The 16,009-nt window shown below is 35.7% G+C and carries 17 protein-coding genes; all 17 read right to left on the bottom strand.

Annotation, left to right across the window (positions count from 1 at the left end; genetic code table 11):
• Positions 1 to 117: 117 nt before the first annotated feature.
• The 17 genes from Q0977_RS04455 to grpE all read right to left on the bottom strand — a co-directional run bounded on the left by Q0977_RS04455 (position 118) and on the right by grpE (position 15,999).
• Complete coding sequence (locus Q0977_RS04455) at positions 118 to 1,074, bottom strand: PhoH family protein (protein ID WP_119414825.1); 957 nt, start codon at positions 1,072 to 1,074, stop codon at positions 118 to 120.
• A gap of 2 nt (positions 1,075 to 1,076) precedes the next feature.
• On the bottom strand, positions 1,077 to 2,195 hold the full coding sequence (locus tag Q0977_RS04450) for a sporulation protein YqfD (protein WP_119414824.1): 1,119 nt from the start codon (positions 2,193 to 2,195) through the stop codon (positions 1,077 to 1,079).
• Positions 2,196 to 2,200: 5 nt separating this feature from the next.
• Positions 2,201 to 2,440, bottom strand: a complete 240-nt coding sequence (locus Q0977_RS04445) for a hypothetical protein (RefSeq protein ID WP_119414823.1) — start codon at positions 2,438 to 2,440, stop codon at positions 2,201 to 2,203.
• Between the two features lie 48 nt (positions 2,441 to 2,488).
• The gene (locus Q0977_RS04440) at positions 2,489 to 2,944 is read right to left on the bottom strand and encodes a hypothetical protein (protein WP_119414822.1); all 456 of its coding nucleotides are present in this window, start codon (positions 2,942 to 2,944) and stop codon (positions 2,489 to 2,491) included.
• 26 nt (positions 2,945 to 2,970) lie between these two features.
• Positions 2,971 to 3,981, bottom strand: a complete 1,011-nt coding sequence (gene floA / locus Q0977_RS04435; protein ID WP_119414821.1) for a flotillin-like protein FloA — start codon at positions 3,979 to 3,981, stop codon at positions 2,971 to 2,973.
• Positions 3,982 to 3,991: 10 nt separating this feature from the next.
• Complete coding sequence (locus Q0977_RS04430) at positions 3,992 to 4,735, bottom strand: NfeD family protein (RefSeq protein WP_119414820.1); 744 nt, start codon at positions 4,733 to 4,735, stop codon at positions 3,992 to 3,994.
• Positions 4,736 to 4,811: 76 nt separating this feature from the next.
• The gene (locus Q0977_RS04425) at positions 4,812 to 5,267 is read right to left on the bottom strand and encodes a hypothetical protein (RefSeq protein ID WP_299510933.1); all 456 of its coding nucleotides are present in this window, start codon (positions 5,265 to 5,267) and stop codon (positions 4,812 to 4,814) included.
• A 61-nt stretch (positions 5,268 to 5,328) separates the two neighbouring features.
• Complete coding sequence (locus tag Q0977_RS04420) at positions 5,329 to 6,765, bottom strand: AarF/ABC1/UbiB kinase family protein (RefSeq protein WP_299510931.1); 1,437 nt, start codon at positions 6,763 to 6,765, stop codon at positions 5,329 to 5,331.
• A 241-nt stretch (positions 6,766 to 7,006) separates the two neighbouring features.
• Positions 7,007 to 7,180, bottom strand: coding sequence for a 30S ribosomal protein S21 (gene rpsU / locus Q0977_RS04415; RefSeq protein ID WP_010287987.1), 174 nt, complete (start codon positions 7,178 to 7,180; stop codon positions 7,007 to 7,009).
• A 119-nt stretch (positions 7,181 to 7,299) separates the two neighbouring features.
• On the bottom strand, positions 7,300 to 7,968 hold the full coding sequence (deoC, locus tag Q0977_RS04410; RefSeq protein ID WP_119414818.1) for a deoxyribose-phosphate aldolase: 669 nt from the start codon (positions 7,966 to 7,968) through the stop codon (positions 7,300 to 7,302).
• 200 nt (positions 7,969 to 8,168) lie between these two features.
• Positions 8,169 to 9,032 carry an N-acetylmuramoyl-L-alanine amidase gene (locus Q0977_RS04405; protein ID WP_158582314.1) on the bottom strand — a complete coding sequence of 288 codons (864 nt, stop codon included), beginning with the start codon at positions 9,030 to 9,032 and terminating at the stop codon, positions 8,169 to 8,171.
• A gap of 94 nt (positions 9,033 to 9,126) precedes the next feature.
• Positions 9,127 to 10,461 (bottom strand): tRNA (N(6)-L-threonylcarbamoyladenosine(37)-C(2))-methylthiotransferase MtaB, encoded by a 1,335-nt coding sequence (gene mtaB, locus Q0977_RS04400; protein ID WP_119414816.1) that lies wholly within the window; start codon positions 10,459 to 10,461, stop codon positions 9,127 to 9,129.
• A gap of 15 nt (positions 10,462 to 10,476) precedes the next feature.
• A complete protein-coding gene (locus tag Q0977_RS04395) occupies positions 10,477 to 11,214 on the bottom strand; it encodes a 16S rRNA (uracil(1498)-N(3))-methyltransferase (RefSeq protein WP_119414815.1) in 738 nt (245 codons plus the stop codon).
• Between the two features lie 12 nt (positions 11,215 to 11,226).
• Positions 11,227 to 12,171, bottom strand: a complete 945-nt coding sequence (gene prmA / locus Q0977_RS04390) for a 50S ribosomal protein L11 methyltransferase (protein ID WP_119414814.1) — start codon at positions 12,169 to 12,171, stop codon at positions 11,227 to 11,229.
• Positions 12,172 to 12,189: 18 nt separating this feature from the next.
• Positions 12,190 to 13,320 carry a molecular chaperone DnaJ gene (dnaJ, locus tag Q0977_RS04385; protein ID WP_119414813.1) on the bottom strand — a complete coding sequence of 377 codons (1,131 nt, stop codon included), beginning with the start codon at positions 13,318 to 13,320 and terminating at the stop codon, positions 12,190 to 12,192.
• 202 nt (positions 13,321 to 13,522) lie between these two features.
• Entirely contained in the window at positions 13,523 to 15,352 is a 1,830-nt protein-coding gene (gene dnaK, locus Q0977_RS04380; RefSeq protein ID WP_119414812.1) for a molecular chaperone DnaK, read from the bottom strand.
• 44 nt (positions 15,353 to 15,396) lie between these two features.
• On the bottom strand, positions 15,397 to 15,999 hold the full coding sequence (grpE, locus tag Q0977_RS04375; protein WP_124217194.1) for a nucleotide exchange factor GrpE: 603 nt from the start codon (positions 15,997 to 15,999) through the stop codon (positions 15,397 to 15,399).
• Positions 16,000 to 16,009 lie beyond the last annotated feature (10 nt).

Genomic DNA, 16,009 nt, shown 5'->3' with positions numbered 1-16,009 from the left:
TTTTATTTATCCTTTAAATGGAAAGTTCTATGTACGGTTCAATCACTATTATAGGTGGCTTTTTATTTTTTAAGAAATGCAAAAAATCAGAGATACAATTGCACCTCTGATTTCATGCTATTTTTGTTGTTCGTATGCTTGAATTATTTTTGCAACAAGCGGATGTCGGACAACATCACCTTGTTCTAAAATTCTGAATTCAATATTTTTAACGTGGCGCAACGTTTTTTCTGCACTAATTAGACCTGATTTTGCTCCATGTGGTAAGTCAATTTGTGTTTCATCACCAGTAATCACCATTTTAGATCCAAATCCTAATCGTGTTAAGAACATTTTCATCTGTGCTTCCGTTGTATTTTGTGCTTCATCGAGAATGACAAAAGCATCATCCAATGTTCTTCCACGCATGTACGCGAGTGGTGCGATTTCAATTGTTCCACGTTCAATCATACGTCCTGTTTGTTCTGCGCCTAATACATCATGTAACGCATCATATAACGGTCTTAAATATGGGTCAACTTTTTCTTTTAAATCTCCTGGTAAAAAGCCTAAACTTTCACCGGCTTCTACAGCTGGTCTTGTCAAGATTATTCGTTTTACTTGACTATTTTTTAAAGCTTGAACTGCCATCACAACAGCTAAGTATGTCTTCCCTGTTCCTGCTGGCCCAATACAAAATACTAGATCCTTATGGCGAATTGCTTGAATATACTGTCTTTGACCTATTGTTTTTGCTCGTATAGCTTTTCCTTTTGTATTCCGCGCAATAACTTCATCATAGAGCTCCGCAAAATATTCAATCGTTCCTGTTTTAGACATCTCAAGTGCAGAGACAACATCGCGCTGATTAATGTTAATACCTTTACGAATAACTTTTAATAATTGCTGTACTAATTGACTTGCGTGTTGTTTATTTTCTTCTTCTCCAACAATGACAATTGAATCACCGCGGGTAATCATCTGAATTTGGAAAGCTTCTTCGATTAATTTTAAATTGGCATCAGATATGCCCAGAAGCATGACTGCTTCGTTTGGATCTTGCATTTGTAATTGAATAGGTTGTTGTTCTGTCATGCTCAATCTCCTTGGTTAATCGCTTGTTTAATCGCAATATTTTCATTTACTAAAAACAATACTTTCCCCTTTACTGTATCATTATCAATTGTAACATTCAAAAGTTTTTCTTGTTTAACGACTGTTTTACGGGGTAATTTTTCTAAATACTTTTGATGCAATAGTGGTATCACAAAATCCTCCACTGATTTTTCATCGATTGTCACCTTCTTTTTAATCAATTCTTGTTGTATATAAACTTCCCCAATCATTGAAAACCATTTTGGAAGGTTTGCAACTTTCCATTCTTTTTCAGTCTTTTTTTCATTTGCCCAACGGAAATGATATGTTTTTTCCCCCATGGTTTGATAAGTAATCTCCTTGGGTAACGAAAACTCTGATTCTATCCAATAATCAGCATAAACTTCACCTTCTGCTCCATAAATGATATCCTTTTCACCACGTTTTAAAATTCCAGTTACTAATAATTGTCCATTTTTTACAGCATCATTTTCTTCTACTACTCGTTCACCTTTCGATAAATTAAAATGAGTAACAACACCATTTTTTTTAGCAATTAAATTTCCTTTAATAGGGTCATTAATGACTTCATTTTCAATAATAGGTGCAGCCAGAGGTTCAAATATTATTCTGCTCCCTCTGCGATGGATGTGTACCCAAGATAAATCACGATGCTTTGTCAATATATTCTGCCTAATTATAGTGTCATCAGGTTTATCCCTTTTCAGAAATGGTCCTGCAAGATGCATTTCATGTAATGTTTCAAATAATTCATCCGTCTGTTCAGGTGTAGCATTTTCAACTGAAACTTGCCATATCCACTGTGAAAAGAAAAAAGGAATTGCGAATAATATCAGTAAACCGGCATAGACAATCCATTCTTTTCTTAAAACGTGGTCATCATCTAATGATTCAATGCGGAATGTAATACCATATTGATACCGTAGTTTCCTAATTATACGTAAATTTTTTCTAGTTGTATGGAATGATACTTCATTTTCTGTAGTGATAAGATGACGTAAGACAATATTATTTTTTGTTAAGGCAGTTAAAAAAGCTGGGACTCTTTTCGTTCGTTTAATACGAATGCGAACAATACGATATTCTCGACTTTTTTTCATACTTCCTAATCCTCTATTCTGGTTAGCTCAATTTTTTTTAAGTTTTCCATGTCAAGTGCTAAAAGCTCATCTCGAAGAAGCTTTACATGAAATGAATCTGCTTCAATTTTTATACGATAATCTTCATGTATAAAAATCATATGGTTATCTGCAATTGTCTCAAGCAATAAATCTCCTCTGATTCGCATATGCTGGAAGTTTTCAATTTCGACCAGAGGCATTACTTGAAATAGCCTTTTCGACATAAAAAACCTCCTCTCTTTTTAGCATATGCTTAAAGAGAGGAGGGCATGTTATCTTTTCGATTTAGGCGGGCCTAAAATTTCAGCCATAACCATTGCTTGAGCTAACTCATTTGGGGTTTGAGGAAATTTAAAGCTGTTGTTTGTTTGATTATTATCATCTTTTGCAACTTGCTTTTTTGTAACATTTTGAAGCATTTCAGAACGGTCATAAGAAGTGTGATTCAAATGTTCAAAAACATTTTTTTCAATATTTCTCTCTTGTTTCTGAATCATTTCATTTGCCTGTTTTCTCAACTCATCAGGCTGTGGAATCTTCTTTTCTACCTCTTGTATAACGTTCTTTGAAGCTTCAGTAAGCTTTCTACGCATTGTTTGCTCTATTTTCTTTGGCTCAGAGCGTTGGACTCTACGATTAACAGGTGGAGGCGTGTTGGATTGCTCTTCTTTGTTTTTTAAGAAATAGCCTATAAGTGAAGAGATGACGAGTAAAATAATCGCTTCCAAGTTACACCCTCCTTTCTTCGTTTAAGTTATTGTTCCTTAGTGTTGTTAGCGTCATGTCCATTTTGATTCATTTTACCAATTGAATCACGCATTCCTGTATCAGCTTGAATGTTTTTGTAATTCATATAATCCATAATACCGATATTACCTGTGCGTAAAGCTTCTGCCATCGCCATAGGAACTTCTGCTTCTGCTTCAACTACTTTTGCTTTCATTTCTTGTACCTTTGCAATCATCTCTTGTTCAGAAGCAACTGCCATTGCACGACGTTCTTCGGCTTTTGCCTGTGCAATATTTTTATCTGCTTGGGATTGTTCAATTTGAAGTTCTGCCCCAATGTTCTTGCCGATATCAACATCCGCAATATCGATGGAAAGAATTTCAAATGCTGTACCTGAGTCTAATCCTTTTGATAATACAGTTTGTGAAATGGAGTCTGGATTTTCAAGTACATCCGTATGGCTTTGTGAACTACCAATCGTACTGACAATCCCTTCACCTACACGGGCAACGATTGTTTCTTCACCGGCCCCACCGACTAAACGGTCAATATTTGCACGAACAGTTATACGTGCTTTTGCTTTCACTTCAATACCATTCATCGCAACACCAGCGATAAATGGTGTTTCGATAACTTTAGGGTTAACAGACATTTGTACTGCCTCTAAAACATCACGCCCTGCTAAATCGATTGCTGCACAACGTTCAAATGTTAGAGAAATATTCGCACGGTGAGCTGCTATTAATGCATTTACTACTCGATCGACATTACCACCTGCTAAATAGTGACTTTCTAATTGGTTAATAGTAACAGGTAAGCCTGCTTTATGTGCTTTGATCAAAGGATTAACAATTCTTGATGGGATAACCCGACGTAAACGCATCCCTATTAATGTGAAAATACTAATTTTAACACCTGCAGCTAATGCTGAAATCCATAATGCTACTGGCACAAAAGTAAATAGAATTACTAGCGCTAAAAAAGCAACAACAATTCCGATAATTGTAACGATGAAACTACCACTTAATGCTGTCATTGTTCTCCTCCTATACTTTATGAGACTCTCGTACGACTATACGAACGCCTTCTACTTTAATAATAGTGACTTTTTTATGAGCTTCAATATAGCCACCTTCTGATACGACATCAATGCGCTCATCTCCTAACATCGCTGTGCCAGAGGGACGAAGAGGTGTTGTCGTAATCGCTTCCAATCCTAACAAATCTGTACGACTCTTATTGGATATATATCCTTTTTCAGTATCCGTTGAATCCTTTAAAACCATTTTGTTTAGCATATTCAGTTTTTTACCAAAAAACTTCATCATAATCACCATTCCTAAAACTGCCATAATTAAAGCAGTCAATATTGCATATGCCATATGCGTCGTATCTGCTCCTGAACTCAACAAACTAATAATAATTGCAACAAACCCTATGATTCCTACAATACCACCAGGCAAGATCAGCTCCAGTAATAATAAAATAATACCAAATACCAGTATAAATATACTTTGCCAAGTTGCAAATCCTGTAATCATATGAATTACGTAAAAAATTAATAGCGCCAAGATGCTTATAATACCGCCAAATCCAAAATGTGGTTGAAATAACTGAAAGACAATACCGATACTAGCTATACAAAGTAAAATGGCTACAACAAAAGGATGCGTCATCCACAGTAACATGCCATCTGTCGTATGAGTTGTTAAGTTGTCACTGGCATAACTTGGACTAGAAACATAAAACACTAAGAACATTGCAATAATCAATATTTTTGTTTTCTGCATTCTCCTTTACATTTACCCCTCCTCCGTCTAAAAACCTATCATTATAGTATACGGATAAATCCACAATAAGTTTCATTTATGCCTTTTTAGAATTTCTAATAGCATGAATGGACAACCGTACAAGAATTATTAAACTTAAGAATAACCCCAAGAACGAAGCCGTATTTAGATAAATGGCAGAAGCCGAATTGATGAATTGTGAAATGGCCAATAAAGATACGGAAATAATGCCAATTGTTATACCGACGATTAACAACATAAAATAGGATAGCCATTGGTTGACAAATGTGCTACTGGCTTTCTCCGAAAAAACATCTAACTTAACGGTTACTTTGCCTTTTTCTATGGTCTCTGCCATATTTTCAAATCGTCTTGGTAAATCTCTTAAAGAAGGTAATAACATGATCAATTCTTGTTCTAACAGAGCTTTTGTTTCTCTAATATTTGAAACAGGTAGGAATTTGCTTTTGTTGTCTGAAGTAAATAGTTTTGCTTCGGAAAACAAATCGAAATCTGTATCTAAAAAATTCAACGTCCCCTCCAAAGTAATTAGCGCTCGTAATGCTACACCTACCATTGGATATAGACGTAACTCATGCTTCTGCATAATGGTAAAAAGAGATTGAACAAGTTCTTCTGCAGAAATTCGCTTGTAAAAGATTTTCCTCATGATTGATTTTATCATCTTGAACTAATTTCTTTACTCCTTCAAGTACTACTTTAGGATCATTCCGCTCAATACCGATAAACATCGTGCGTAAGCCTTGTTGTTGTATCGGTCCAATTCTTCCTACAGCACCAAAATCTAAGAAACAAGCTTGACCAGTTTCCTCAAGTACATAAATATTCCCAGGGTGTGGATCTGCATGGAAAACGCCCGCTACGAGCAACTGATGTAAGAATGTAAAGTAAATGGAGCGCAATAATTCTTTCTCTTCAATTTTATGTTGTTTAAGTAGTAATGCGCTATCTTTTATACTTACCCCTTGTATGAACTCTATAACTAAAATCATTCGATTACTATACTCTTTATAAATTTTAGGAATTTTTACAATCTTTTTGTTTTTGCCTAATGAATTTGTTATTTGTTCCATATTTCTAGCTTCAATTTCAAAATTAATCTCTTCACGAAGATTATCAGCAAAACCTTTTGCTAGTTGAAATATGCCAAGATTTTCAGCCCAAGAAGATTCTTCTGAAAGCCAATTCGCAAAATGCAGAAGAATATCTAAATCTTGATTCATAACTGATACTACTTCTGGGCGTAATATTTTTACTATCACTTCATCACCATTAGCTTTTAACTGCGCTCTATGTACTTGACCAATTGAACCTGCTGCTAGTGGTTCGTCATCAAAATATTTAAAAATATCCTCTAAAGGTTGTGATAGATTTTCTGATAATTGTTCATGTATTTGCTCTGTTGTCATTGGTTTAACAAATTGCTGTAATTTTGATAATTCTAAAATATATGCAGAGGGAAGGATATCTTTTCGAGTTGATAATACTTGACCAAACTTGATAAAGATTCCACCGCAATCTTCTAATGTTTTTCGTAAGATACTCGCAAGAAAACGGTCATTTTCATATGTCCTTTTATAGCTTAAAGTCCGTCCAATACCTTGTCGAAAGGCAATTCTGAAAACTTGAGAAAGGCGTCTTTGTCTTCTCCAACTACCGCGTAATCTAGTTATTATATTTCGGTTTCCTGTTAATCGTTCTCCTCGCTCTCCTAATTTAATCGGATCAAATAATTCTAGGATTAAGTAAAACAACATGGCGATTAACAACATACTTCCAATCCAAACAAGTGTACTGATATTTGTGACTTCTTGAATCATATCTTCTTTCGGAAAATCTGTATGACGCAAATACGAGTACCAATAAACAAATGTCGTAAATACAACGCTTAGCGTAGCTGATAATACCTTTTTGATAAAATTAAGCTTTGTCCCAATAAGACGCCCACTAACGAAATAGATCAGCAATCCTATTCCTATCAGTTGTAAAGCTGTCCATAAATAATGCATGGAATCACCTTCGCATAATAATTTCGTTACTTCTATTAAACCACAATACATTTGGTAAGGCTTGTAAAAACATTTAGTATGCTATTCAAATTTTTGAATAGCTAAAGGAATTATGTAATAAGACTGTTGAAAAATAAATAAGCCGAGAAACCAATTAAGATTTCCCGGCTTAGATTATTTGCGAGTTTAATAAATCATGATAGTGCGTGTTTAGAACGTAGGGATTGTCTAGGAATGGATATTACCACTTACGTTTACGTGCAGCTTCTGATTTCTTTTTGCGTTTTACGCTAGGTTTTTCATAAAATTCGCGTTTTCTTACCTCTTGAATAGTACCACTTTTAGAAACAGTACGTTTGAAGCGGCGAAGAGCATCTTCAAGCGATTCGTTTTTTCTAACGACAGTTTTTGTCATCTCTTTTTCCCTCCCTCCGAACACACGTCAAAACAGCAACATTACTTATTTACATAATAACGTTGTGTACTAAAGAATTATAACGTATATCTAGGCTTAGGTCAATACTATTGGGCGAATTAATAGTCTGTTTTTGAAATTTGTCCTTTTATAATTTTAACTCCAGAACTTGCACCGATACGAGTAGCTCCTGCTGCTACCATAGATTCTAAGTCTTCTAAACTTCTAACACCGCCTGATGCTTTAACTCCAATTTCAGGGCCAACAGTTTTACGCATTAATGCAACATCTTCTGCTTTAGCGCCTGCTGTTGAAAATCCAGTTGAAGTTTTAACAAAATCAGCTCCTGCTTTAACAGATAATTCACATGCTTTGATCTTTTCTTCATCTGAAAGAAGGCATGTTTCGATAATAACTTTCACTAAAGTACCGTTTGCAGCTTCAACAACAGCTTTAATATCATTTTCCACTACATCATACTGTTCGCTTTTTAATGCACCAATATTAATCACCATATCAATTTCTTCTGCGCCATTTGCGATTGCATCTTTTGTTTCAAATGCTTTTGTTGCGCTTGTAGAAGCTCCTAATGGGAATCCAATTACTGTACAAACTTTAGATGTTGCATCTTTTAGCTCTGATGCAGCTAAGCTAACCCAAGTGGGGTTTACACAAACTGAAGCAAAACCATATTCTTTTGCTTCTGCACAGATCTTTTTAATTTGTTCTTCAGTTGCTTCTGGTTTTAATAATGTGTGATCAATATATGAAGCATAATTTTTTGTCATTTTGTAAAACTCCTTTAATAACTAAGATGTACGTACATCTCAAGTCTAACATGAATAGCTATATCCTTTCCATTAAAACAAATATAAATAAATGATTTTCCAAGTATAGATTGCCCTTGATATATTCCGATAGTTCTGAAAACAATAAAAAGAAAAAGTGCACAATAAGAAGAACGTTCTTGTCTTTTGTGCACTAGCTTTTACTTTGTTTTATCTAAATATTCACTAACACCATCAGAAATTGATGTCGATAACTTATCAAGATAATGGCTGTTAGATAGATTTCTGTCTTCTTGTGGATTAGAGATATAACCTAACTCTACAAGAATAACGGGTACTTTAGACCAATTAAATCCTGCCAAATCGCTACGATAAATAAGGCCATTTTGGTAGAGTACAAAATCCTTTTCTACTTGTTTAACAATGGTTTGAGCAGCTATTTTACTCTCTCGGAATACTTTCTTCGTGTAAGGATTATCCTTTCCGGGGGCTATGATTGAGAACCCATGTACATTTGGATTTTCCGCACCATCAGCATGTATTCTGATGAATAACGATGACTGACGTTTGTTTGCGATTTTAGCGCGCTCAATATTCGATAAGTCTACTTCATTTGTATACCGAGTTAAAAAAACTTTATAACCCTTTTTCTGTAGTTTTTTTTGCAGCATTTTAGAAGCATCTAAAGTAATCGCATACTCACTCTTTTTTGTTATGGCACCTCTTGAACCGACAGTCGCTTTAAATTTGGTCATTTTAGATTTTGGTGCAACAGGTTCTTGTCCCAAATTTGCTTTTTCTTGATGACCTGGATCAATGGTAACCACAATATCCTTTTTAACCTTTTTGGGTCGTACTTGCTTTTTCTCTTTTATGTTAACTTTTGGTGCTTCTTTTGTTGTTCCCTTGGTTAAATCTTTCGATGGCTTTGTAGAAACAGTTGAATTCATATAATTACGATTACTATTTTTTAATAATCCTTGGTCTGTTTGATGATTGACGATTAACACAGCACTTGAGACAACGAGTGTCATAATGATTAATATAAGTGCCAACTTTTTCATCTGCATCGCCTCAATTCATTTTTCTACATTCAATAATATAACTATAACAAAAAAGCCCAGCTTTGGTCGCTAGGCTTTTTGACATATTCTAAAATTAGGCTTCAACAGTGTCCAATACGCGAACGAATTGTGCATGTGAATGTGGATATCCTGCCTTGTCAATTTTGACTTTGACTAGTTTACCAATCATATCTTCAGTGCCTTCAAATACAATTTTCAAATAGTTCGGAGTATAACCAGTCACTAATCCAGCTTCTTCGCCTTCTTTAATCACTTCTTCTGGAATGATTTCAAGAACTTCACCTTCAAATTTTGAAGCGTATTCTTTAGCTAATTGATCATTTAAAGTTAACAAACGATGTACACGTTCATTTTTAACTTCTTCATCAACTTGGTCTTCCATTCGAGCAGCAGGAGTACCTGTACGTTTTGAGAATGGGAATACATGAAGTTCTGCAAATTTATGTTTTGCGATGAAGTTATAAGTTTCCATAAATTCTTCTTCAGTTTCACCAGGGAAACCTACAATGACGTCTGAAGTTACAGCTAAGTCTGGTAATACTTCACGTAAGCGATCTAAACGTTCTCCGAAAAATTCCATCGTGTATTTACGACGCATCCGTTTTAAAACTGTGTCAGAACCAGATTGGATAGGAATGTGTAAATGATTGACAACAATTTTAGAATCACGTAACACTTCAATTACTTCATCTGTTAATTGACTTGCTTCAATTGAACTGATTCGTAGACGTTTTAAACCTTTAACATTTGCTTCAATATCTCGTAGAAGTTGTGCCAAATTATAGTCTTTTAAGTCTTGTCCATAACCACCTGTATGGATACCTGTTAAAACGATTTCTAAATAGCCAGCATCCACAAGTTGTTGTGCTTGACGTACAACTTCTTTTGGATCACGAGAACGCATTAAACCGCGTGCCCATGGGATAATACAGAAAGTACAGAAGTTATTGCACCCTTCTTGAATTTTCAAAGAAGCGCGTGTACGGTCAGTGAAATAAGGTACATCCAATTCTTCATATACTCTGTTTTTCATAATATTTTTTACTGCATTGATAGGTTGTCGTTCTTGCTTGTATTGTTCAATATATCCAAGCATTTTCGTACGGTCTTGTGTTCCGACTACTATATCAACACCTGGAATAGCCATAATCTCTGCAGGTGAAGTTTGTGCATAGCATCCTGTTACACAAATTACTGCATCTGGATTTTGACGTATCGCACGGCGAATGACTTGACGACTTTTTTTGTCCCCTGTATTCGTAACTGTACATGTATTAATCACATATACATCCGCTTGATGATCAAATTCTTTACGTTCATAACCTTCATCTTTGAACAGTTGCCAAATTGCTTCTGTTTCATAGTGATTCACTTTACATCCAAGTGTGTGAAAAGCCACTGAAGACAAGGCTGCTCACCTCTTTCATTCAAATTCATAAGAAATAGCAGAAAGCACATAGAAAGGTGCTGTTTCTGCTCGTAATATTCTAGGTCCTAGTGATATGCACTGACATCCTAATTGTTGTAGAGCTTGTGCCTCTTCGCGGGCAATTCCACCTTCTGGACCGAAGATAACAAGCATTGATTTATAATCATACACCTTTTTTAGTTGTTCGGCAAATCTCGTACGTACTTCTTGTTTCGCATCTTCTTCATCCGCAAGAAAGACTACATCATAGTTTTCTACTTCTTGTAAAAGTTTTTTAAAACTAATAGGTTCTTCAATTGTCGGAATATGTGTACGATGCGATTGTTCAGCTGCTTCTTTTGCAATCTTTTGCAAACGTTCTTGTTTCTTTTTGCCTTTTTTATAATCCCATTTTACAATTGAGCGTTCCGCCTCAAAAGGTATAAAAGAGTACATTCCAAGCTCTGTTGACTTTTGAACAATTAAATCTAGCTTATCACCTTTAGGTAAACCACAAGCAATCGTTACATGAATCGGAAGTTCTGGAGAACGGAGTGTACGTGTTGTTTTTTTCACATGCACTCCTTCTTCAGTTAGATTTGCAATTTCACAAATGGTTGCTTCACCATTATGTACGACGATAATTTCATCGCCAGCACGCATTCGCATGACTTTCGTTATATGGTGAGCGTCATCCCCGACGATGATGGCTAATTCATTGTCAAATGATTCGTTGATAAAATATCTTTGCATAAGTACACTCCATTAAATTTCAGCTTTGCGTGAAACAATTGTAACCCAGTCTTCCATCATCATAACCTCTTCAATCAAAAAGCCCGCTTTTTCAAGAGATGCTTTCACATCTTCTTTTTTTGCTTCGATAATACCTGATGTGATGAAATATCCACCTGGTTTAACAACCGTATATGCATCATCAGTAAAAGTCATAATAATTTCCGCTAATATGTTCGCGACAACAATTTCAGCAGGTTCTTTTACCGTATTCAATAAATTCCCTTGTACTACATCAATATGGTCTTGAACTTTGTTTAGCTTAACATTTAATTTAGCGGATTTCACAGCTACTTCATCCAAGTCAAGTGCATGAATATGTTTTGCACCTAACATAGCTGCTCCAATTGCTAACACACCAGAGCCAGTCCCTACATCAATAACTGTAGAATCTTTTGTAATATATTTTTCAAGTGCTTGCAAACTCATAACTGTAGTAGGATGAGTCCCTGTACCAAATGCCATTCCGGGATCTAATTCAATGATTAGTTCATCACTATCAACCGGTTCATACATTTCCCATGTCGGAACGATTGTAAAGCGATTGGAGATTTTCACTGGGTGGTAATATTTCTTCCAAGCAGTTGCCCATTCTTCTTCGTTCACTTCACTAATAGAAACTTCATTGGCACCTATATTAATATCAAAATTAATCAGATTAGTGATTGCAAGTTTGATTTCTTCTACTGTTTCTCCTAAAAAGCTTGTGACAGGTAAGTACGCCTTTATAATTACTCCATCTACTGGGAAATCGGATGGATCTAAATCATATATTTCACCAAATTCATTTTCATGAACTTTGATAAGATCTTCTGAATCTTCAATTACAACTCCACTTGCACCGGCCTCATGCAATATATTTGAGATAGGTTCAACAGCTTCATTTGTAGTATGGATGGATAATTCCGACCATTTCACTTACAATCACTCCTCTAATTATTCACCTTTAAATTTTTTCTTTAACTTATCAATTAATGAGCTACTTTGTTCCTCAGGAATATCACCTGAAACATTAGCGAACTCACGTAGTAATTCTTTTTGTTTTTCCGTAAGTTTTTTCGGAGTTTTAATTTGAACAATGACATGTTGGTCACCTGTACCATAACCATGAACGTTTTTGACACCCTTACCTTTCAAACGGAAACGATCACCTGATTGTGTACCTGCAGGTATTTTCATTTTCACTTTGCCATTGATTGTCGGCACTTCAATTTCATCACCAAGGGCAGCTTGAGGGAATGTGATTGGTAATTCTAAATAGATATCATCACCATCACGTTCAAATTTATCGCTAGCTCGGACATGGAACACAATGTATAAATCCCCTGCTGGACCACCGTTTATACCTGCTTCACCTTGACCACTTAAACGTAATTGTTGGCCGTCATCCACACCTGCTGGAATGTTGACTTTAATCTTCTTACGTTTTTTAACAGTACCTGCACCATGACATGTTGAACATTTATCTTTAATGATTTGACCTGTACCTTGACAGTGGCTACATGTGCGACGGTTAACCATTTGACCAAATGGTGTGTTAACTGTTTCTGATGTTTGACCAGATCCATTACAGTATGAACATGTTTCTTTTGAAGTTCCTGGTTTAGCACCAGTACCATGACAAGTTTCACAAGTTTCTTCTCGAGGAATTTCAATTTCTTTTTCTTTACCAAAGACAGCTTCTTCAAAGCTAATTGTCATTCGGTATTGAAGATCGTCGCCTTTACGTGGTGCATTCGGATCGCGGCGAGTTCTTCCGCCACCACCAAAGAATGAACTAAAGATATCTTCAAAGCCTCCAAAGCCTTCAGAACCACTAAAGCCTCCGAAACCTCCGAAGCCTTGATTTGGATCTTGATGTCCAAATTGATCATATCGAGCACGTTTTTGATCATCACTCAATACTTCATAGGCTTCTGCAATTTCTTTGAATTTTTCTTCTGCCCCTGGTTCCTTGTTTAAATCAGGATGGTATTTTTTTGATAGTTTACGATATGCTTTTTTAATTTCATCTTTAGATGCTGTTTTTGCAATACCTAAGACTTCGTAGTAATCGCGTTTTTCCATCTTCCACACTCCGCTCTATTCACATAATTATTATTGTATCATGTATCGATAATATGGCAAAAGTAATATTTTGCGAGTATCTTTTATTTTCTCATATTCGATTTTTCTAGAAGAACTTTAATTTAAAAAGCCAAAGCCCGAGAGCGGTCTTTGGCTTTTCAATATTTCTTTATTACGATGAATAGTCAGGCTTTCAGCACTCTTATTTGTCGTTTACTTCTGTGAAGTCTGCGTCAACTACACCATCGTCTTTTTTATCTGTTGCTTGGCCTTCAGCACCTGCTTGAGCTTGTTGAGCTTCTGCAGCTTTTTGGTAAACTTTCATCACTAATGGTTGAAGAACGCCTTCTAATTTTTCTTTAGCTGATTTAATTGTTTCGATTTCACCAGCTTCAAGAGCTTTTTGTAATTCTTCTTTTGCATCAGTTACTGATTTCTTTTCATCTTCAGTAATTTGATCTCCTAGGTCAGTGATTGTTTTGTCTACTTGGAAGACTAATTGATCTGCTTCGTTTTTAAGATCTACTTCTTCTTTACGTTTTTTATCAGCTTCAGCATTTGCTTCTGCTTCTTTAACCATACGTTCGATGTCTTCTTCTGATAGACCTGAATCAGATTGGATAGTAATATTTTGTTCTTTTTGTGTACCTAGATCTTTTGCTTTTACATTAACGATACCATTTTTATCAATATCGAATGTTACTTCGATTTGAGGTACACCACGTGGAGCTGGTGGAATATCAGTTAATTGGAAGCGACCTAAAGTTTTGTTATCAGCAGCCATTGAACGTTCACCTTGTAATACGTGAATGTCTACTGCAGGTTGGTTATCAGCAGCTGTTGAGAATACTTGAGATTTAGATGTTGGGATTGTTGTGTTACGATCGATTAATTTTGTGAACACACCACCCATTGTTTCAATACCAAGTGATAATGGAGTTACGTCAAGAAGTACTACATCTTTAACATCACCAGTTAGTACACCACCTTGAACAGCAGCACCCATTGCTACTACTTCATCAGGGTTTACACCTTTATGAGGTTCTTTACCTGTTGCTTTTTTAACTGCTTCTTGAACTGCAGGAATACGAGTTGAACCACCAACAAGAATTACTTGGTCAATATCTGAAGCAGAAAGGTTAGCATCTGATAATGCTTGACGAGTTGGAACCATTGTACGTTCTACTAAATCTGAAGTAATTTCGTTAAATTTAGCACGTGATAGAGATACTTCTAAGTGTAATGGACCAGCTTCACCAGCAGTGATGAATGGAAGTGAAATTTGTGTAGTTGTTACACCAGATAATTCTTTTTTCGCTTTTTCAGCTGCATCTTTTAAACGTTGTAGAGCCATTTTATCTTGTGATAAATCAATACCGTTTTCTTTTTTGAATTCTGCTACTAAATAGTCAATGATTTTTTGGTCAAAGTCATCGCCACCAAGACGGTTATCACCAGCAGTAGCTAATACTTCGAATACACCATCACCAAGTTCAAGGATTGATACGTCGAAAGTACCGCCACCAAGGTCAAATACTAAAACTTTTTGATCTTGATCCATTTTTTCTAAACCATATGCTAGTGCTGCAGCTGTTGGTTCGTTAATAATACGTTCAACTTCAAGTCCAGCAATTTTACCAGCATCTTTAGTAGCTTGACGTTGAGCATCATTGAAGTAAGCAGGAACAGTGATAACTGCTTTTGATACTTTTTCACCTAGATAATCTTCAGCGTATTCTTTTAAGTGTGTAAGAATCATTGCTGAAACTTCTTGAGGAGTGTATTCTTTATCTTCAACTTTAACTTTATAGTCAGTACCCATGTGACGTTTAATAGAGATAATAGTATTTGGGTTTGTAATTGATTGACGTTTAGCTACTTCACCAACTTGGCGTTCACCATTTTTGAATGCTACAACTGATGGAGTTGTACGAGCGCCTTCTTTGTTTGCGATTACTACAGGTTCGCCACCTTCTAATACAGATACGCAAGAGTTAGTTGTACCTAAGTCAATACCAATAATTTTACTCATTTGAATTTCCTCCTAGATTTCTATTCATCAAATTATGATGTGATTTATTCATTAACTTTAACCATTGCTGGTCGGAGTACACGATCTTTTAGCATATAACCTTTTTGCAATTCTTGTAACACAATTCCTGATTCTTTTGAGTCATCTTTTTCTTGCATTACTGCATGATGAATATTCGGATCAAATTGTGCATTTTCTGTTGCAACTGGTTCTAAGCCTTCTTTTTTTGTAGCTTCTATTAATGAACGGTAAACCATTTCGATTCCTTGTTTCATCGATTTGGCATCTTCCGTTGTTGCCTCTACTTGTAACGCACGTTCAAAATTATCTAGCACTGGTAATAAATCAGTTAATAAATTTTGAGCACGATACTTTTCTTGTGCTACACGGTCAATTTGGTTACGACGTTTTAAATTGTCGAAATCGGCGCGTAGACGTATATAACGCTCTTCTTCTTGTGCTAGCTTTTCTTTTAACAGCGCTAGTTCATCTGGTTGTTCTTGGGATACATTTTCTTCCGTTGTTTCTTCAGTAGTTGTTTCTTCGTTTTCTACTGTTTCATCTAATGAAGTTTCATCAGAACTTTCTACAGTTGACTTTTCTTCATTTTCAACTAATTGTTCTTTTTCTTCTCTTGTCTGAGACAATTGTCATCCT

The sequence above is a fragment of the uncultured Rummeliibacillus sp. genome (genome assembly GCF_934216135.1).
Lineage (GTDB): Bacteria > Bacillota > Bacilli > Bacillales_A > Planococcaceae > Rummeliibacillus.
The sequence above is the reverse complement of the archived record's forward strand: the minus strand, read 5'-3'. Positions and strand labels throughout refer to the sequence as shown.